This is a genomic window from Pseudomonas sp. MNR3A (genome assembly GCF_009650575.1).
Taxonomy (GTDB): Bacteria; Pseudomonadota; Gammaproteobacteria; order Pseudomonadales; family Pseudomonadaceae; genus Aquipseudomonas; species Aquipseudomonas machongensis.
Genome location: NZ_VZZS01000016.1, coordinates 227,430 through 246,371, shown reverse-complemented (window position 1 = coordinate 246,371; position 18,942 = coordinate 227,430). Strand labels below are relative to the sequence as shown.

The following is an 18,942-nucleotide window of genomic DNA, read 5'->3' as shown; positions in this document are numbered from 1 at the left end:
GGTGATGTCAGACCGAGGCTGGCTGGCTCCCCAGCGATTCCTCATGCAGGGAGATGCGTGAAGTCTCCGGTAGCGCCAGCCCGCCAACCAGCGCCACCAGGGCGATAACCACCAGGTAGAAGGCCGGCGCAAGGCTGCTGCCGGTCTGGCCGATAAGCCAGGTCGCCACCAGCGGCGCGGTGCCGCCGAAAAGTGTATAGGCGACGTTGTAGGTGATGGCCGAGGCGGTGTAGCGGGTGCGGGTCGGGAAGCTCTCCGACAGCAAGGCCGCGGTGACCACCCCGCTGGACAAAGCGCCTACCGCCAGCAGGATCACCCCCAGCAACGCGCCCGCCATCGAGCCGGAGCTTGCCAGCCAGTAAGCCGGGAACACGCAGACCATCACCCAGAGGCATGTGAAGCCAATGGTCCGGCGGCGTCCGATCCAGTCGGAAAAGGCACCTGCCAGCGGGCAGCCAGCCGCTGCGAACAGCAGCGCCACGGTGGTGACCAGTAGCGACTGGGCGCGGCTGAGGTTGCCGACCAGTTGCAGGTAGGTGGCGAAGTAGGTGGTGAACATGTAGAACGACAACGCCGTCAGTGAGATGAACGCGCCCAGGTTGCGGATCGCCCGGCCATGGTGGCGCAGCGTTTCCTTGAGTGGCGAATGTTCGTGCTCGCGGCCCTCGGCGATGGCTTCGCGGAAGGCCGGTGTTTCCTCCATGCGCCAGCGCAGGTAGAGCCCGACCAGACCCAGCGGCGCGGCGATCAGGAAGGGCACGCGCCAGCCCCAGGTGTTCATGGCGTCCGGCGTCAGGCTGGCTTCAAGGGCATAGGCGATGACCGCCGCGCAGGCGAATGCCGAGAAGGTCGAGACCGGCACGAAGCTACCGTAGAACGCACGTTTTTCCCGAGGCGCATGCTCCATCAGGTAAGCGCAGGCCCCGGCGTATTCGCCACCGGCGGAAAAACCTTGCAGGCAGCGCGCCAGGGTCAGCAGTACGGGCGCGGCGATGCCGATGCTGGCGTAGGTCGGCAGCAGCCCGATGAGCGTGGTGGAGCCCGCCATGAGCAGGATGGTCAACGACAGGATGCGCTTGCGTCCCAGGCGATCGCCCAGTGCGCCGAACACGATGCCGCCCAGCGGACGCAGGGCGAAGGCCACGGCGAAGACGGCGAAGGTCTTGAGCAGGGCGACGCTGGCGTCCTGGCTGGCGAAGAACTGGCTGGCGATCAGCGTGGCGAGAAAACCGTATACCGCGAAATCGAACCACTCGACGAAGTTGCCGATGGCCGAGGCGGCAATCACCCGACGCAGGGTGGCGGGGGATACCTCATGGGATACAGACATGCGAATGCTCTCCGGTTGTCATAGGCAGCCTGGCGGGGTTGGACACGGTCGAGCCGTGTCGTCTTGTTGTCAGGGCCAGTAGAGCGGAGGGCGGGGGGCGGTGCATCCTTGAGGGCGACACCGGGATATCTGTTTCAACCGGTAATCTGTCGCGAACCAGCGCACGGCAGTACTCGCTCAGACGGCGAATACCACCCCGGTACGCGAGGCAGCATTGCGGATATGCTCCTGCATCGCTCGCTGCGCCCCGGCTTGCGACCTGCGCTCGAGGGCCTTGAGGATCTTGCGATGTTCCTGCCAGGTCTCCATGGCCCGCTCAGGGCGAATGAACGGCAGCTTCTGGCTCTCCAGGAAAATTTCCTGGCTGGTGGTGATCACCTGCAGCATCGCCTGGTTGCCGCAGGCCTGCAGCAGCAACTGATGGAACTCGAAATCAAGCCGCGCCGCCTGCTCGAAGCGTCCGTTGCGCAGCTCCTGGCGCATGGCCTCGACGTTGGCCTGGAGCCTGTCGATGTGATCGGCGGTCAGTGCCAGCGCAGCCTGCCCGGCGGCGAAACCCTCCAGCGCATAGCGCAGTTGGAAGGTATCAGCCGCCGATACCTGTTCGGCATAGGGCCATGAGAACCCGCTGGGTGTCGGGCTCTGCACGAAGACGCCTTTGCCCGGCTGTACGCTCACCAGCCCCAGGGCACTGAGCGACGACAGCGCCTCGCGCAGTGAGGCGCGGCTGACGCCAAGCCGTTCGGCCAGATCGCGTTGCGAGGGCAGGGCATCACCCGGCTGGTAACCGCCTTCATCGATAAGCTTGCGGATGGCCTGCAGGGCCAGTTCCGGGACGGCGCGGGGGAGGGTGTCGAGCATGCTGTTCAGACCAGTCAGAGGGCAATGACGCTGACGTTTTACGGTGAACCGACCGTGCTGGCAAGCGTTGCGCCAACCTGGCGCAGCCCCCCAAGGCCCTGCACGAAAGCAGGGCGCATTGCGGGGGAGAGGACGACCATGCGCTGCAACTGTTCAGACCAGTAAGACCTTGCAGTCACGGGCCTGGCAGCGTTTCGCAACGGTGTGGGGCGCAGACTGGCATGCCCCCTGCAATGGCCAGGTCAGTCCCATCACCCGAGTTCCTGCGAGGCCTACCCATGACGTTCCGCTCCCTGCTCCTGGCAACCCTGTTCTGTGGCACCTCCTTGGCCCTGCCGTTGGCTCAGGCCGACGCGCTGGCCGATATCAGTGCCCGTGGCGTGCTCAAGGTGGCCGTGCCCCAGGACTTCCCGCCGTTCGGTTCGGTCGGCCCGGACATGAAGCCCCGTGGCCTGGATATCGATACCGCGCAACTGCTGGCCGACAAGCTCGGTGTGAAGCTGGCCCTGACCCCGGTCAACAGCACCAACCGTATCCCGTTCCTCACCACCGGCAAGGTCGACCTGGTGATCTCGAGCCTGGGCAAGAACCCTGAGCGTGAGGCAGTGATCGACTTCTCGCAGCCCTACGCGCCGTTCTACCTGGCCGTGTTCGGCCCAGCCGAGGCGAAGATCGATGACATTGGCGCGGTCGCCGGCAAGACCATCAGCATCACCCGCGGCTCGATCGAAGACATGGCCCTGACCGCCGTGGCGCCCAAGGATGCGGTGATCAAGCGCTTCGAAGACAACAACTCGACCATCGCCGCCTACCTTTCCGGGCAGGTCCAGTTGATTGCCAGCGGCAGCGTGGTGATGTCGGCCATCGCCGAGAAGAACCCGGCCAAGGTGCCGGTGGTGAAGGTCAAGCTGAAGGACTCGCCAGTCTATGTGGGTGTGGCCAAGAACGAGGCGGCGCTGCTGGAGAAGGTCAACAGCAGCCTGGCCGCGGCGAAGGCCGACGGTAGCCTGAACCGCAATGCCGAGAAATGGCTCAAGCAACCTCTCCCAGCCGATCTTTGAGCGGCTGCGGACACCTCTAGCCATGGCTTATCAATTCGACTTCGCCCCCGTGCTCGCCCAGGGTGACCTGCTGCTCAAGGGGGCCCTGTTCACCCTGCAGCTGACCGCCATCGGCACTGTGCTCGGCCTTGCCATCGGCGTGATCGGCGCCGGTGTGCGGGCCTGGCGCCTGCGCCCGTTCGACCTGCTGTTCGGCCTGTACGTGGAACTGATCCGCAACACGCCGTTCATCGTGCAGCTGTTCTTCATCTTCTTCGGCCTGCCCGCATTGGGCGTGCGGCTGAGTGAATGGGAGGCGGCAGTGCTGGCGATGGTGATCAACCTGGGGGCCTATTCCACCGAGATCATTCGCGCCGGTATCCAGGCGATTCCCCGGGGGCAACTGGAAGCCGCAGCGGCCCTGGCCATGAGCCGGTTCGAGGCGTTCCGCCACGTGGTCCTGCGGCCTGCGCTGGCCAAGGTCTGGCCGGCGCTGACCAGCCAGATCGTGATCGTCATGCTCGGCTCCGCAGTCTGCTCGCAGATTGCCACCGAGGAACTGTCGTTCGCCGCCAACTTCATCCAGTCGCGCAACTTCCGTGCGTTCGAGACCTACCTGCTGACCACCGTCCTGTACCTGCTGATGGCCATCCTCGTGCGCCAGTTGCTGAGCTGGATCGGGCAGCGCCTGCTGATGGGGAAACGCTGAATGGACTTCACCTTCTGGGACATCCTGCGCAACTTGCTGACGGGCCTTCAATGGACACTGGCCTTGTCGCTGGTGGCATTCGCCTGTGGCGGCCTGGCCGGGTTGCTGGTACTGATCGGGCGCATTTCCGAGCGGGCACTGCCAAGGCGCCTGGCCCGTGGCTACATCGAGCTGTTTCAGGGCACACCGCTATTGATGCAGTTGTTCATGGTGTTCTTTGGCATTGCGCTGTTTGGCATCGACGTCTCGGCATGGATGGCGGCGGCGATCTCCCTGACCTTGTTCACCAGTGCGTTTCTCGCCGAGATCTGGCGGGGTTGCGTGGAGTCGATTCCACGTGGCCAGTGGGAGGCCTCCGGCAGCCTGGCACTCAGCCGTATGGAGCAGTTGCGCCACGTCATCCTGCCCCAGGCACTGCGCATCGCCATCGCGCCGACCGTGGGCTTTTCGGTGCAGGTGGTCAAGGGCACGGCGGTGACCTCGATCATCGGATTCACCGAGTTGACCAAGACTGGCGGCATGATCGCCAACGCCACCTTCGAACCCTTCATGGTCTATGGCCTGGTCGCACTGGGCTATTTCATCCTCTGTTATCCGCTCTCGCTGAGCGCCCGTTATCTGGAAAGGAGGCTGCATGCCCCTGCTTAGAGTGTCCGCGCTGCACAAGTACTACGGCGACAATCACGTGCTCAAGGGCGTCGACCTGAGCATCGAAGAGGGCGAAGTGGTCGCCATCATCGGCCGCAGTGGCTCGGGCAAGAGCACCTTCCTGCGCACGCTGAACGGCCTTGAGTCGATCAGCGACGGGGTGATCGAGGTGGACGGTGAATACCTCGACGCCAGCCGTGCCGATTTGCGCGCCTTGCGGCAGAAGGTCGGGATGGTTTTCCAGCAGTTCAATCTGTTCCCGCACCTGACCGTGGGCGAGAACGTGATGCTGGCGCCGCAGGTGGTGAAGAACACCGGCAAGGCGCAGGCGCGTGAGTTGGCCGAGCGCATGCTGGCCAGGGTTGGGCTGGCGGAGAAATTCGACGCCTACCCGGATCGCCTCTCGGGCGGGCAGCAGCAGCGGGTGGCGATAGCCCGCGCCCTGGCGATGTCGCCCAAGGTCTTGCTGTGCGACGAGATTACCTCGGCGCTGGATCCGGAGCTGGTCAATGAGGTGTTGGGCGTGGTGCGGCAACTGGCCAGCGAAGGCATGACCTTGATCATGGTCACCCACGAAATGCGCTTCGCCCGTGAGGTGGGCGACAAGCTAGTGTTCATGCATCAGGGCAAGGTGCATGAGGTGGGCGATCCCGGCGAGCTGTTCGCCGCTCCGCGTACCGCGGAGCTGGCGAACTTCATTGGCATGACGGTACCGACCTGAATGCCTCGGGACCAGACACAGCCTAATCACGGCCGACTTTCCAGGGCGCGTACTGGAGCAGCCCGTTACCGGCGAAATTGCCATGCGCGTCTGGCGCGAACCCTGGCATCTGCCCCAGGTCGAGGTTCAGGCACTGCCGGTTGAGCCGTGCCTGGAGGGCTCCGTCCATGCGAAACGCGTCCTTGCGCACCGGGTGCGGAGCAAGCTCAACCAGGCAGCCTGTTACCCGGCCTGCCGCATCTGCCTGGTAGCGGATCAGGGCCAGACCTACGCTGTCGACTGGTTCATCGCGCATCAGCGTCCGCCACAGAAACTGATTATCGGCATGCTGCTGGCGTCGTTGCTGCTCAAGTTCCGACACATAGGGCGGCCTGAGCAGGACCAACGGCGCGACCAGTTGCGCCTCTCCCTTGTCACCCTGCATCCCGGCGGGCACTTTGGGATAGACAGTTTTCCAGCACTGGCTCTGGACGGTACTGGCCAAGAGTTTGCGGTCGGTGGCGGTCATGTCTTGAGGGAACTGCATGGCCAGGCTCGTCTTGGCGCGATGGGTGCTGCAGGCGATCGGGCGGCCGTCGCGATCCAGGGTGACTTTCAGGTTGAGCACTCCAGCCATCTGGCCGCCGGTGGCAGCCAGCATGTCGTGGTGCAGCATGCCCATGGTCTGCTCGATGAAGGCCTGGCGAGCTTTGGGGTCGACAGGTGGCGCAGCGTCGGCCTTGGGCCCGCTCTGGCAGCCACCGAGCAGCAGGATAGTGGCAAGGCCGAGCAATGCAAGGGACAAGCGTGGATCTGGCACGAACACATCCTTGATAGCAGGACGGAACCGTCATGGTCCGTTTTGGAGGGGCAGCATATCGAACGGACGAGCTGAGGCAAAATTCAGGGCTGGCGAAGATTTTTCAGGGTGTTGCGGGCCCTTCCGAGCCCGCAGCCACGAGAATCATGGCACAACCATCAAGCTTTTGGGCTTTCAACGATCCTGCAAGTCGTGCAGCAGATCCTTCAGCACGCCACGACCCTGCTCATCCAGCCCGAACACTGGCCGCCGCGGCTCGCCCACTGGCAGGATCAGCTCAACCATGAAGTGGGGGAGCCGAACGCACTGTTCGCCGCTCCGCGCACGGCAGAGCTGGCGAACTTCATCGGGATGACGGCGTCGGTATGAAGCAAGTCCGGGACAGGCGAGGAACGATCAGTTCTGATCTTGTGCCCGGTATGTCGCGAACGCACCACCGCTTGGGGCTGCCAGATTGAGGCGGATCACGGGCTTCCACAGGCCGTTGGCAGTGGTCAGCAAGTCCTGTTGCATGCCCTTGGCCTGCTCAATGGCTGGTTTGGCGGTATTGTCATCCTTGTACTGATAGAAGAACGCCTCAAGCGGCAGCAGGTCAGGAATGTTTTGCGGCCAGGTCCCCACGATCAGCTCGTTATGGTGAAGTTGCTGTTGGGCATTGAGCATGGACTTGCGCGATACCGACGCGAGATTGAATTCAGTTAGGTTGATGGCAAGGCTGCATTGATGTTTGTTGCGCTCGTTGAAGTAGGCACCGTTGTCGGCTACCGAATGGAAGTGACGCTGAAGTTGTTCCAGGTTTGTAATATTCTGCGGTGCGCATTTGTCGCTGATCGCGCCATATTGACTATGAATGCCACAGCCATTCGCACCTCGATTCCAACTTGCGGCATCGGTGGGGTACATGCACAGCGGTGTGATCGGATACATGCGCGGTTGCTTGACGGCGTCGAGCTCGTTGAAGATCAGCCCTTGGTTCAGCGTGTTCCATGCAAGCGTCGTGATACCCAGATCCGTTCTCAGGTACGAGAACGACACTGCGCCGCTGTCTACGGATTTCTGGCTTGGATTCCATGCTCGGAAGTTGGGGGAGAATGTCGTGGTGCGCAGGATCACGCCGGCGCAGTAGAGTGGCGCCTTGAATTCGCAATCGTTTAGTGTGTTGGCATAACGCAGGTTCAGGCCATTGGCAGTTGCTATGCCTTGCTGATCGCGGCTGAGCGGTTTGAAAACTTGCTTGTCAGTGGCGCCAAGGTCCAGCCCTACGATGGGGACCAGGCGGAAGGTTTCCTTGTAGAAGGCATCGCGCAAGTTGAGGGAATTTTCGAAGGCTCCGCTTTTGGCGGTGTTGTAGAAAAACGCCTCGATCGGCAGCTGTTTTGAGTAATTTTCGTCCCATGTGGGAATCAGCAGTTCGTTGCCATAGGCCTTGGCAATGTCACTGTGAGACGCCCGCACCTTCAGGCTGGTGATCAGTTGTTCCGGTACCTGGACACTTAGAGAGCACTGTTTGCTGCGATCCAACCCGCCGCCTTTGAAATCGGCAGCCCAACCGTCTGGGTCGGTCGCGGGTGTGGCCTTGATCATGCAGGAACTTCCGTCCTTGTGTTGCCAGATCTCGGTTTTGGTCGGGCCGCACCCATGCAGCCATCGACCCGCGGCGGCCCCTTGGGTGCCAGCCATGAACGGGTAGATGCAACGCGGCGTCTGCAGTGCATAGCCAGCAGCACGCGCGGTGCTGTTATCCATGAATATGAAACCGCTGGACAAGTCGTTGCTGTTGCTGGTGCCGTCGGCACGCAACCAGGAAAAAGTCACCGAACCGAGTGCTTTGGCCGCAGGGCTGTGAGTCCAGAAGCTGAAGTTGGGGTTGAAGGTGGAGCGGCGCAGGATGATACCGCTGCAGTGCAAGGCCGAAGCACCGTCATCGCAGTGCTCCACTACATTGTTGTAGCGCAGGTTGAGCCGGTCGATCAGCGATGGTTGCTCGGCGATCTGCAGCGTGGACTGGTCCAGGATCGTGGCGGGCGCCGCCTGGCTGGGTCCTTGCTCGCCCTGCTGTTCATTAGGGGGGGCGGCGGCGAAGGAGGGCAGTTGGCCAAATACGCCAAAAATGGCACAGCAATATACAAAGACTCGAGCCTTGCCTGGCATGTCGCGCCCCTTCATCTTGTTGGATGTTGGGCGGAATTTAAGCTCGGCTTTCTCGCCCCTACAACTGGCAAATTTGTCAGTTGTAGGGGGGAGTCACACCTATCAATCGTATGGCGTGCAGTGATCTCCAGGCCTTCAATGGCTGCGCAGGTCGTGCAGCAGGCGCTCCAAGGTGTCGCGAGTTTGCTCATCGAGCCCGAACACCGGTCGACGTGGTTCACCCACCGGCAGCCCGGTCATGGCCAATCCGGCCTTGATGGTCGCTGGCAAGCCGCCTTTGAGAATGAAGTCCAGCAATGGCAATTGGTGGTAGAACAACGCCTGTGCTTGCTTGAGGTCGGCGTCGAGTACCGCCTGGTACAGCTGCAGGTTCAGTTGTGGAATGAGATTGGCCGCTGCAGTGCACCAGCCTTTTGCTCCGGCCACGAAAGCCTCCAGCGCCAGCGGATTGCAGCCGTTGTAGAACGGCACCTGGCCTTCTCCGAGCAACTGCAGCCTGTGCATGCGCTGGATGTCGCCAGTACTCTCTTTGACCATGGTGACGTTGTCCACCTCGCGGACAATGCGCAGGATCAGTTCCACCGGCATATCAGTGCCGCTGGTGGCGGGGTTGTTGTAGAGCATGATCGGCAGGTCGACCGCAGCGCCGATGCTGCGGTAGTGCGTGAGGATCTCGGCTGCACTGAGCTTCCAGTAGGCTGACGGCAGCACCATCACCGCATCGGCACCGTGCTGCCGGGCGAAGCGGGCGCGGCGGATCGCGCCAGCGGTGGTCAGGTCGGAGACGCTGACGATGCTGGGCACGCGCTTGGCAATGCGTTCGAGGCTGTATTGAGCGACTTGATGCCATTCACTGTCGCTCAGGTAGGCGCCCTCACCGGTGCTGCCCAACGGGGCGATTGCGTGTACGCCGCTGTCGATGAGGCGATCGATGGACTGGCCCAGGGCAGGCAGGTCGAGCTGTTCGCCGTCCTGGCTGAATGGGGTGATGGTGTAGCCGATGATGCCGTGGAATTCTGTGGTCATGATGGGTGGCTCCGCAAGCAAGGCATTCAGGGGTCAGTCAAGGCAGTTGGCGTGTTTGCGCAGGCTCTGCCGGGCGAAGTAGTTGAACGAGGCGCCGTGGCGCTTGGGGCGGTCGATCCAGTCGTGGGCTTCACGACCAAGCTGCGGGTCGATGGATTTGATGCTGCCGGCGGACATCGCCAGCAACTGAAGGCGCGCGGCGCGTTCGATCAATTGGGCATAGACGCAAGCCTGCTCGATACTGGTGCCGGTGGACAGCTGGCCGTGGTGCGAAAGCAGGATGGCGCGCTTGTCACCCAGGGCCTGGCTGATGATCTCGCCTTCTTCGTTGCCCACCGGTACGCCAGGCCAGGCGCCGAGGAACGCGCAATCGTCGTACAGCGGGCACAGGTCCATGTGTGAGACCTGCAGCGGCACCTCCAGCATCGACAGGGCGGCAACGTGGGTGGGGTGGGTGTGGATGATGCAGTTCACATCTGGCCGGGCGCGGTACACCCAGCTGTGAAAGCGGTTGGCGGGGTTGGGCATGCCTTGGCCTTCGAGCACCTCCAGGTCTTCGTTGACCAGCAGCAGGTTGCTGGCACTGATCTCGTCGAAGCCCAGGCCCAGTTGCTGGGTGTAGAACGTGCCGGGTTGCGGGCCACGGGCGCTGATCTGCCCGGCCAGGCCTGAATCATGGCCATGGTCGAAGAGAATTCGACAGGCCAGGGCCAGCTTTTCGCGTACAGTCCACGTATTATCGGCGAGTGAGCCTTGCATCTGTGCCAGCGCTTTGTGCACCAGTTGCTCTTTGCCGAGTGTCAGGGTGTTGGCCATGGGGATATCCTCTGTGGCGTGCTGATGATGCCAGTGCTTGCCCGCCCCGCTGCTTTGATCGGGAGAGGGGCGGTCAATCACATGACACAAAACAATCTACATGACACAAAGTGTCATTAGCAAGGCCGTTCACACGGGAAAACCGCGCCGCATGTCTATCCGCTTGAAACTGCTGAGAAAGAAACTGGGCATTACCCTGGAGGTGCTGGCTGAGAAATCCGGCATGACCAAGAGCTACCTGTCGAAGGTCGAGCGTGGGTTGAACACCCCTTCGATCGCGGCGGCGTTGAAGCTGGCCAGGGCATTGAACGTCAATGTCGAAGAATTGTTTGCCGAAGATCACAACCTCCAGGCGCGCTACAGCCTGGTGCGCAGCGGTGAGCGCCAGGCCCTGGTGGGTGATGGTGCTGGCCCGGGTTATACGGTGCTGACGTCACAGATCGGGCAGCGCAGCCTGTTACCCTTTCTTGTTCAGCCACCCCGCGATTTCAGTGATCCCACGTTCAAGGAGCACCAGGGCGAGGAATTTCTGTTCGTCCATGCGGGCCAGGTCGAGGTCGATTTCATGTCTGAGCGGGTGTTGCTGGAGCAGGGCGATGCCCTGCATTTCAACGCGCAGACACCGCATCGGCTGCGCTCGGTCGGTGAATGCCAGGCGCAGTTGCTGGTCGTGGTACAAGGCGGTGAGGCGTGAGGCGCGGACGATGATCGAGGTGTCGCGGTTCTGGCGCGATCCAGCGCTGCCCTTCGTCGAGGCGCGGCGGGTGGGAGATGGGCGCCAGGTCTGCTATGGCCCGCATTCGCATGAAGGTTTTTCCGTGGGTGTGGTGACGGGCGGGCGCAGCAGCTATCTGTCCGGCGGTACCTGGCGCGAGCTTGCGGCCGGCGCTACGGTGCTGATGAACCCCGGTGTGGTACATGCGTGCAATCCGATCGAGGGTGAGGTCTGGTCGTACCTGATGTTGTACGTCGACCTGCCCTGGCTTGAGGCGCAGGGCTTCGTCCTGCCCCAGGCAACCTACAGCGAGTCGCCAGCGCTCTATGCGCGTCTGTTGCAGCTCTTCGCCGGGCTGTTCGATGGCGATACCGACGTCAGTGAAACGATGCTGAAGGCGTTCTTCAAGGCACTGCCGGGATACCTAGAGGCAGCGCCCGGCGTGCATTCGCAGGCACATCCGCGTCTGGAGACGGCAGCGGCCTTCATTCGTGCCCATCGCCTCGACCCTTTGAGCCTTGACGATATCTGCGCCGCCGCGGGGTTGTCGCGGGCGTATCTGATTCGCGCGTTCCGTCGACGCTTTGGCTTGACGCCCCATGGGTATCTGGTCGACCAGCGGGTACAGCACGCCCGGGCGCAATTGCGTCGCGGACGCGGGATCGCCGAGGTGGCGCTGGAGGCGGGCTTTGCCGATCAGGCGCATCTGCAGCGGGCTTTCAAGCAGCATCTGGCCGCCACGCCAGGGCATTACCGCAGCGGCGGTTGAGCGCGTTAGCCCAGTACCAGGTACACCGCGCTGGCGACCAGCAGTACCGCCAACCCGCGATTGAACAGACGCATGCGACGTGGGTTACCCAGGTACTGACTGATCACGCTGCCAGCCCACGCCCAGCTGGCCACTGAGACGAAGCAGATGGGTGCATACAGCCAGGTGAACAGCCACAGCAGTTGCTGGTCGCCGCCGGTATAGGCGCCGATTCCGGCCACTGAAGCCAGCCAGGCCTTGGGGTTGAGCCACTGCATCACAGCACCGTGCCAGAACGAGGGCGCCTGCGTCTGATGGCTGGCGTTCAGCTGGCCGTTGTCGCTGGACAGCTTCCAGGCCATGTACAACAGGAACAGCACCCCACCCCAATGCAGCAGGCGGCTTAACACTGGCCAGCGCAGCAGCACTTCATGCAGCCCCAGGCCGATCAGTACCAGCAGCAGGCAGAACCCCAGGCTGGCGCCGGCAGCATGGCCCAGGCTGGCACGCAGCCCATGACGTGCACCACTGCCGAGGGCGACTATATTCACAGGGCCAGGAGAAATCGAGGCCGCCAAGGCGAAGGCGGCCATGGACAGTGACAGGCTCATGAAAGGCTTCCTTGATGTCGAATGAGGTCACGCATCCTGGCTCACCTTTGAGGCCCTGGTATTGAACGAAAGTGCTCAAACGGAGCTGTTACAGCTTTTGTAATAGTTTCACACTGTCAGGAAAACCTGCTTCGATTGTAGGATCACCTTCCCAAATTTCTATCAAGGTATTTATGAGCACCTTCGCGGAGCCCCCCAGTCTTCGGCCGTCCTGGCCATCCTTTCCGCGTCTTCGTGACGTTTCTCCCGAGAGTACCCGCTAATGGAATGGCTAGCTGACCCCACGGCCTGGCTAGGCCTGTTGACGCTTATCGTCCTCGAGCTGGTGCTGGGTATCGACAACCTGGTCTTCATCGCCATCCTCGCCGACAAGTTGCCGCCGCATCAGCGCGACCGTGCCCGGGTGATCGGTTTGACCTTGGCATTGCTGATGCGCCTGGGCCTGTTGGCCTCCATCTCGTGGATGGTGACCCTGACCGCGCCGTTGTTCGAGGTCTGGGGCAAGAGCTTCTCTGGCCGTGACCTGATCATGCTGTTCGGTGGTGTGTTCCTGTTGTTCAAGGCCACCATGGAGTTGCACGAGCGCCTGGAAGGGCATGTGGCCCAGAGCACCGGCGCTGTGCGTCACGCTGCCTTCTGGCCCATCGTCGCGCAGATCGTCGTACTCGATGCGGTGTTCTCGCTGGATGCGGTTATCACTGCCGTTGGCATGGTCGAGCAGCTCTCGGTGATGATGATCGCAGTGATCTTCTCCATCGGTATCATGATCGTTGCCAGCAAGCCGCTGACCCGTTTCGTCAACGCCCACCCGACGGTGATCATGCTGTGCCTGGGCTTCCTGATGATGATCGGTTTCAGCCTGACTGCCGAAGGCCTGGGCTTCCATATCCCTAAAGGCTATCTGTATGCGGCTATCGGTTTCTCGATCCTGATCGAGCTGTTCAACCAGGTGGCACGGGCCCGCCGCAAACGCAGCCTGCAGCAGCACAAGCCGCTGCGCGAGCGCACCGCGCATGCTGTACTGCGCTTGCTGGGTGGGCGACGCATCGAGGCCGATGAAGTGGGCGAGGAGATCGCCGACCTGGTCGAAGGGGGGGAAGAGCATGTGCTGTTCGACCGCCGCGAGCGGGTGATGATCAGCGGTGTGCTGAACCTGGCCGAGCGACCGATACGCACCGTGATGACCGTGCGTGCCGAGGTGGATGCCATTGATCTGGCGCTGTCGGATGAAGCCATTACGCAGGTCTTGGTCAACTCGCCATACTCGCGACTGCCGTTGATTCGTGACGGTCGTATCGACGAGCCACTGGGCTTTGTGCACAAGAAGGAGTTGCTCAAGGAATTGCTTTCGGGCAACCAGCCAGACCTTGAAAGCATGGTGCGTACACCGCTGAACCTGCTGGAGAGTTTCAGTATTCTCAACGCGCTGGAGCAGATGCGTGGCCAGTCCACCCACATTGCCTTCGTGGTCAACGAATTTGGTGACTTCACCGGCGTACTGACCATGACCGACATCCTCGAGTCCATTGCTGGCGAATTACCAGACGCCAGTGAGGTGGAAGGACCGGGGATCGTCGAGGAGTCGGGCGGTTTCGTGGTCAGTGGTGCCCTGAACCTGAGCCAGGTTCAGGCGCGTACCGGCTTCGTCGCCCGCGCCACCGAGGATTACCAGACCCTGGCGGGCTTGGTGATGAGCCTGCTGGATCGCCTGCCGGTGGTAGGCGATCAACTGGCCTGGAACGGCTGGACCATGACGGTGGTGGCGGTGGAGGAGAGGCGGGTGCGCCAGGTGCGTCTTACACCGACCGACGACGCTGACGCAGCAGGTGCTTGATGCCTTCGAGCACCAGCACCAGCACCGCAGCCCAGATCGGCAGGTAGGTCAGCCACTGGTCAGGCGCGATGCTCTCGCCCAGTAGCAGGGCTACGCCGACCAGCAGCACCGGTTCGACGTAGCTGAGCAGGCCGAACAGACCGAACGGCAGCAGGCGACTGGCGGGCACGTAGACGATCAGCGCCGAAGCGCTGATCGCTCCCAGCAGCGGGATCAGGGCGTACAGACCTGGATGTGCAGCCAGGTCGGCACTCGACAGCGGGCCTTGGATCACGAAGTACAAGGCCCATGGCAGCAACAGGCACATGTCGCACCACAAGCCGCCCAGGTGGTCGGTGCGGCAGCGTCGGCGCAGCACGAAATAGATCGGATAGCCGATCACAACCACCAGCGTCTCCCAGGCGAAACTGCCATGCTGGTACAGCTCGTGACCAACGCCAAGCGCGGCGCAGCCTACCGCCAGCTTCTGCAAGCGTGACAGGCGCTCGCCATAGGCCACTCTGCCGGTCAGGACCATGGCTAGCGGCAGCAGGAAATACCCCATCGACACCTCAAGGCTACGCCCGTGCAGCGGCGCCCAGAGGAACAGCCATAGCTGGACACCCAGCAGCCATGACGTGCCGACCATGCCCAGTAACAGGCGAGGGGTCTGGCGAACGCGCGCCAGCAGCTCGCCGACATGCTTCCAGTCCTTGCTGAGCAGCATGAACAGGGTGAGGCACGGGAGGGTCAGCAGGGTGCGCCAGCCGAAGATCTCCTCGCCGTCGAGCGGTGCGAGCATGGAGGTATAGAAGTACATCACGGCGAACAGACAGGATGCCATGACAGACGAGATGATGCCTTTTGACACGAAAGCCTCGGTTGCAGAAAGTAAACGGACGAATCAGCCGGGCATGATCTCAGGGGGGACGCCCTGGGGCAACCGCAAGCTGGCAGGCTGTGCAGCGAGCGCCTGAAGGAATTCTTCCAGCGGCATTGGCCGGGCGTAAAGGTAGCCTTGCTGGAAATCCACCTGTTGTCGCGCAAGGTAATCACGCTGAACGTCGGTTTCCACGCCCTCGGCGACAATGCCCAGCCCCAGCTTGGTCGACAGGTCGATGATGGTGTCGAGGATGTGCTGTGACAGTGCATCGCTGCCGATCATGGCGACGAAACTCTGGTCGATCTTCAGGTAATCGATCTTGAACTGCCGCAGGTAGTTGAGGCTGGACTGGCCGGTGCCGAAGTCGTCCAGGGCAATCATCACGCCCATCTGGTGAAGCTTTTCGAACAGCTCCAGGGTGATCGGCGTCGCTTCGATCAGTTTGCGTTCGGTCAACTCCAGGGTCAGGATCACTCGGCCAGGTGGAAAGTGCTGGAGAAAGGTGCGGCAATCGTCAAGCAGTCCCAGGTCGCGGCAGTGGTCGGCGGTGATGTTGATGCCGATGTGGAAGCCGTCCTCCATCAGCGCCGAATAGGGCGCCAGGCCTTGGGCGGTAAGCAGCATCAGGGCACGGGTCATGGGCACGATCTGCCCACTGTGCTCGGCGTAGGGGATGAACAGGTCGGGGCGCACCAATCCCTCGTGCGGGTGTTGCCAGCGCATCAGTATCTCGGCGCCGGCCCAGCGGTAGTCACCCTTGCGCACCACCGGCTGAAAGTATGGGATGAACTCGTTCGCCTCCAGCGCCCGGTTCAACTCGGCCCTTGACGACGAGGCACGTCGCAGTTGCCAACGACAGGCCAGACCGATCAACGCGCCAATGACCAATAGAAGGCCCAGCAGCGCCGGGTACTGGCTGCGCAGCACTTCCATCGGTTTGTCCGGACCATAGCCACCGTGGACGCTGAACGGGTAGCGTGCCGAGTATTGAGAGGCGTGTGCGCTGGCGGCTGTCGGAGGGGTGCCGGTATGCACGAGGCCGTCGGCACCCAACCAGTGCCTGCCGATCTGAACCCCTAGCGTTTCGTCATCGGCAATCAAGCGCAGGGCCGTGAGCAGGTGGTCGCCATCGACCGTGGCGATGGCTCCGCGGCCCTCCTGACCGGTGCGATACACCAATAGGGGATGGCCGGGCGTGATCGAATTGCCATCCATCAGCCACAGCTGACCTTCGGTGTAGTCGAGGGGGTTGACCGGTTCGTCGTAATCGCCCAACAGCGAGGAGCAATACAGGGTGTCGTGGTCAAACAGGTTGGTAGAGCGTACGAACGCATTGCGCGTCACTTGCTCGCGCAAAGCCAGTGTGACTTCGCTACACGGGCGTCCGGCCAGAGGCAACAGCGCTTGCGCCGCCTTGGAGACACCATCCAGGATACGCTCCACATGGTTGACGACCTGCTGGACGGTGGCCTGGCTGTTGTCTCGCAGATCGCGTTCGATCTGCCAGTGCATGATCGCCAGGCCGCACAGTATTGGCAGTGTGCCGACCGCCCAGGGCAGCAGGCGGCGCCAGCTCCAGCGAGCTTGGCGTTTAACCGTTAGAGGCATGCGGGTCTAGACTTGTATGACTGGTGGTTGCACAAGGATAGCTCGGACCTTCGGCGGAGTACCGAACTAATGCGCGACAAAGGAAATTACGCACTGTAGAATCAGTTTACGAATACAAGAATAAGGTCTTTCCCTTCTGGAAAGCCGACCCAGCCGAGACCAGGTTCATATGGCATATCACGGGTTCAAGCTTCTCTATGGCGATTTCCTCTCCCGCAGCGTGAGGGGTATTCCCTGCTCGCCACCTCATCTGTCCGACATCCCAAGCGTTTGACACCGTTTTTTTTGCTGTAGATGAGGACACGAACATGGCTGATATCTTCGACAACCCGATGGGCCTGATGGGCTTTGAGTTCATCGAGTTCGCTTCACCCACTCCTGGCGTGCTGGAACCGGTATTCCAGGCATTGGGCTTCACAAAGGTGGCCACTCACCGCTCCAAGGATGTCCACCTCTATCGCCAGGGTGGCATCAACCTGATCCTGAACAACGAGCCCAAGAGCATCGCTTCCTACTTTGCTGCCGAGCATGGTCCGTCCGTTTGCGGTATGGCATTCCGCGTGCGCAATGCGCATGAAGCCTATGCCCGCGCGCTGGAGTTGGGGGCTCAGCCGGTCGAAATCGAAACGGGCCCGATGGAGCTGCGGCTGCCAGCGATCAAGGGCATCGGCGGTGCGCCGCTGTACCTGATCGATCGTTTCGAGGAAGGCAGCTCGATCTATGACATCGACTTCAACTTTATCGAAGGCGTTGACCGCAATCCGGCAGGCGCGGGGCTGAAAATCATCGATCACCTCACGCACAACGTCTACCGTGGGCGAATGAGCTATTGGGCAGGCTTTTACGAGAAGTTGTTCAATTTCCGCGAGATCCGCTATTTCGACATCAAGGGCGAGTACACCGGGCTGACCTCGCGCGCCATGACTGCGCCGGACGGCATGATCCGTATTCCGCTGAACGAGGAATCGTCCAAGGGCTCGGGCCAGATCGAAGAGTTCCTGATGCAGTTCAATGGAGAAGGTATTCAGCACGTGGCCTTCCTGACCGACGACCTGCTCAAGACCTGGGATGCTCTCAAGGCCATCGGCACGCGTTTCATGACCCCGCCGCCACAGACCTACTACGAGATGCTCGAAGAGCGCCTGCCGGGGCATGGCGAGCCCGTCGATCAGCTACAGGCTCGGGGTATTCTGCTCGATGGTGCGTCCGCGCCTGGCGACAAACGCCTGTTGCTGCAGATCTTCTCGGAAACCCTGCTGGGGCCGGTATTCTTCGAGTTCATCCAGCGCAAGGGCGATGATGGCTTTGGCGAAGGTAATTTCAAGGCGCTGTTCGAGTCCATTGAGCGCGATCAGGTTCGGCGCGGCGTGCTTAACGTCGACTAGCCTTGTGAACAGGGTGTTACCGGTCAGTGACCGGCAACACCCCTTTGACAGGGTATCGTTTACGCAAGAGGCTCCAAAGTACGAGCACCGAGGTGAACAGGCCGATAAGTACGAGGGAGGGCATGATATTTGTCCTGATATAGTGTGACTCGCGAGCCGTAAAACCATCAGGATAACCCGCTCTGACGAGGTAACCGTACTTTTCCGATACGCCGCTCTGCGAGAACTCCGACAGCGAGGGGCGTACTTCGTTACGGCTGTCACCTTTGGCCGAGATGTAAAGGTCGCCAAACTCAAGTTCCAACACGACCCCGTCCTTGAAGCCGCGCAGTTCGTTGCGTAGCTCGAGCCCGTAGGTGCTGGCGATAACTGAATGGTTATCGGCGACCAAGCGGTACTCCACGAGAATACCGTTGGGGATGGTCGGTGAATTCATGTTGAGTTTCAGGTATTCGCCCTTTGCGAAGTGAGGCGTGTACAAAGGCATTGTGCCCAGGCTACTGCAAAATCCGATGTCGTTGCGGGCCAACACCAACGAGTGAATCCGCGGGTTACGCCTGGCCTGGTTCTCCAGTTCTTGTTGAACTTCACTGCATGGCTGGGTACTCAGCGGCTGCGCCTGCAGTGCCGCGCTATGTAGGCTATCGAGTACACGATCGATAGCGAACACGGCTTCTTCGATGGAGACCTTCGATTTTTTCTCAAGCTGTCTGTGCATTTGGTAGTCCATGACCACCAATCCCGAGATCACGGGGGTTGTGCCGATCAATACGGAGAGCATGAGATTGGTCACGCGGTGGTTCAGATACCTGGAAATGCTCATTGACTTCTCCCTATCGTTTCGATGAATGAAGAAGCTTGCTCTTGTGTATCCAGTGACGCTGTAAGTCATGTCGTGAATGGGGGGAGACAAACCACCCCTTGCCTGTGCGATTGATTACGGTTGATGGAGTCGCTAGATTATTTGCTCCTTGACCCGTGCCTTGAAAAAGCCTGCTGGCCGATAAAGGTGCAGGCTGATCAGTGCAATCGTGTTCGGGCTGTTCTCTATAGCAATGTGCTAGCCTTCAGGTATTTC

Annotated in this window: 19 protein-coding genes; 9 read left to right on the top strand and 10 right to left on the bottom strand. The window is 61.4% G+C overall.

Annotated elements, in window-relative coordinates; genetic code table 11:
* Nucleotides 1–7: 7 nt before the first annotated feature.
* Complete coding sequence (locus F6X62_RS12750; RefSeq protein WP_063545000.1) at nucleotides 8–1,330, bottom strand: MFS transporter; 1,323 nt, start codon at nucleotides 1,328–1,330, stop codon at nucleotides 8–10.
* A 177-nt stretch (nucleotides 1,331–1,507) separates the two neighbouring features.
* Nucleotides 1,508–2,191, bottom strand: a complete 684-nt coding sequence (locus F6X62_RS12745; protein WP_054890701.1) for a FadR/GntR family transcriptional regulator — start codon at nucleotides 2,189–2,191, stop codon at nucleotides 1,508–1,510.
* Between the two features lie 278 nt (nucleotides 2,192–2,469).
* On the opposite strand from F6X62_RS12745, the gene F6X62_RS12740 reads away from it, so the two are divergent.
* From F6X62_RS12740 to F6X62_RS12725, 4 genes are read left to right on the top strand one after another with little or no spacing between them, the layout of a single operon-like run.
* Nucleotides 2,470–3,252 carry a transporter substrate-binding domain-containing protein gene (locus tag F6X62_RS12740; RefSeq protein WP_153773723.1) on the top strand — a complete coding sequence of 261 codons (783 nt, stop codon included), beginning with the start codon at nucleotides 2,470–2,472 and terminating at the stop codon, nucleotides 3,250–3,252.
* A 22-nt stretch (nucleotides 3,253–3,274) separates the two neighbouring features.
* Nucleotides 3,275–3,940 (top strand): amino acid ABC transporter permease, encoded by a 666-nt coding sequence (locus tag F6X62_RS12735; protein ID WP_054890699.1) that lies wholly within the window; start codon nucleotides 3,275–3,277, stop codon nucleotides 3,938–3,940.
* Nucleotides 3,941–4,588, top strand: a complete 648-nt coding sequence (locus tag F6X62_RS12730) for an amino acid ABC transporter permease (protein WP_054890698.1) — start codon at nucleotides 3,941–3,943, stop codon at nucleotides 4,586–4,588.
* Entirely contained in the window at nucleotides 4,575–5,309 is a 735-nt protein-coding gene (locus tag F6X62_RS12725; RefSeq protein ID WP_112898343.1) for an amino acid ABC transporter ATP-binding protein, read from the top strand. Before F6X62_RS12730 ends, F6X62_RS12725 begins: the two co-directional genes overlap by 14 nt.
* Before the next feature lie 22 nt (nucleotides 5,310–5,331).
* Here the strand turns inward: F6X62_RS12725 and F6X62_RS12720 are convergent, their stop codons facing one another.
* Nucleotides 5,332–6,108 carry a hypothetical protein gene (locus F6X62_RS12720; protein ID WP_153773722.1) on the bottom strand — a complete coding sequence of 259 codons (777 nt, stop codon included), beginning with the start codon at nucleotides 6,106–6,108 and terminating at the stop codon, nucleotides 5,332–5,334.
* A gap of 192 nt (nucleotides 6,109–6,300) precedes the next feature.
* On the opposite strand from F6X62_RS12720, the gene F6X62_RS12715 reads away from it, so the two are divergent.
* Nucleotides 6,301–6,477 (top strand): hypothetical protein, encoded by a 177-nt coding sequence (locus F6X62_RS12715; RefSeq protein ID WP_153773721.1) that lies wholly within the window; start codon nucleotides 6,301–6,303, stop codon nucleotides 6,475–6,477.
* A 27-nt stretch (nucleotides 6,478–6,504) separates the two neighbouring features.
* Here F6X62_RS12715 and F6X62_RS12710 read toward each other — a convergent pair whose 3' ends face one another.
* From F6X62_RS12710 to F6X62_RS12700, 3 genes are all read right to left on the bottom strand, one after another.
* Nucleotides 6,505–8,259 carry a hypothetical protein gene (locus F6X62_RS12710; protein WP_153773720.1) on the bottom strand — a complete coding sequence of 585 codons (1,755 nt, stop codon included), beginning with the start codon at nucleotides 8,257–8,259 and terminating at the stop codon, nucleotides 6,505–6,507.
* Nucleotides 8,260–8,394: 135 nt separating this feature from the next.
* The gene (locus tag F6X62_RS12705) at nucleotides 8,395–9,285 is read right to left on the bottom strand and encodes a dihydrodipicolinate synthase family protein (RefSeq protein WP_153773719.1); all 891 of its coding nucleotides are present in this window, start codon (nucleotides 9,283–9,285) and stop codon (nucleotides 8,395–8,397) included.
* Between the two features lie 33 nt (nucleotides 9,286–9,318).
* On the bottom strand, nucleotides 9,319–10,101 hold the full coding sequence (locus F6X62_RS12700; RefSeq protein ID WP_153773718.1) for an aldolase: 783 nt from the start codon (nucleotides 10,099–10,101) through the stop codon (nucleotides 9,319–9,321).
* A gap of 151 nt (nucleotides 10,102–10,252) precedes the next feature.
* Between F6X62_RS12700 and F6X62_RS12695 the strand changes: the two genes are divergently transcribed.
* On the top strand, nucleotides 10,253–10,795 hold the full coding sequence (locus F6X62_RS12695) for a helix-turn-helix domain-containing protein (RefSeq protein ID WP_065863688.1): 543 nt from the start codon (nucleotides 10,253–10,255) through the stop codon (nucleotides 10,793–10,795).
* A 10-nt stretch (nucleotides 10,796–10,805) separates the two neighbouring features.
* Nucleotides 10,806–11,585, top strand: coding sequence for an AraC family transcriptional regulator (locus F6X62_RS12690; protein WP_153773717.1), 780 nt, complete (start codon nucleotides 10,806–10,808; stop codon nucleotides 11,583–11,585).
* 5 nt (nucleotides 11,586–11,590) lie between these two features.
* On the opposite strand, the gene F6X62_RS12685 is transcribed toward F6X62_RS12690, so the two are convergent.
* Complete coding sequence (locus F6X62_RS12685; protein WP_153773716.1) at nucleotides 11,591–12,175, bottom strand: LysE family translocator; 585 nt, start codon at nucleotides 12,173–12,175, stop codon at nucleotides 11,591–11,593.
* Nucleotides 12,176–12,437: 262 nt separating this feature from the next.
* Between F6X62_RS12685 and F6X62_RS12680 the strand changes: the two genes are divergently transcribed.
* Nucleotides 12,438–14,009 carry a TerC family protein gene (locus F6X62_RS12680; protein WP_153773715.1) on the top strand — a complete coding sequence of 524 codons (1,572 nt, stop codon included), beginning with the start codon at nucleotides 12,438–12,440 and terminating at the stop codon, nucleotides 14,007–14,009.
* Here the strand turns inward: F6X62_RS12680 and rarD are convergent.
* Nucleotides 13,972–14,859 (bottom strand): EamA family transporter RarD, encoded by an 888-nt coding sequence (gene rarD / locus F6X62_RS12675; RefSeq protein ID WP_153773714.1) that lies wholly within the window; start codon nucleotides 14,857–14,859, stop codon nucleotides 13,972–13,974. The genes F6X62_RS12680 and rarD overlap by 38 nt on opposite strands.
* 33 nt (nucleotides 14,860–14,892) lie before the next feature.
* Entirely contained in the window at nucleotides 14,893–16,479 is a 1,587-nt protein-coding gene (locus F6X62_RS12670) for an EAL domain-containing protein (RefSeq protein ID WP_153773713.1), read from the bottom strand.
* Between the two features lie 308 nt (nucleotides 16,480–16,787).
* Here F6X62_RS12670 and hppD point away from each other — a divergent pair, with 308 nt between their 5' ends.
* On the top strand, nucleotides 16,788–17,864 hold the full coding sequence (gene hppD / locus F6X62_RS12665) for a 4-hydroxyphenylpyruvate dioxygenase (protein ID WP_063544992.1): 1,077 nt from the start codon (nucleotides 16,788–16,790) through the stop codon (nucleotides 17,862–17,864).
* A gap of 16 nt (nucleotides 17,865–17,880) precedes the next feature.
* Here hppD and F6X62_RS12660 read toward each other — a convergent pair whose 3' ends face one another.
* Nucleotides 17,881–18,687, bottom strand: coding sequence for a CSS-motif domain-containing protein (locus tag F6X62_RS12660; protein WP_178117548.1), 807 nt, complete (start codon nucleotides 18,685–18,687; stop codon nucleotides 17,881–17,883).
* Between the last annotated feature and the right edge of the window lie 255 nt (nucleotides 18,688–18,942).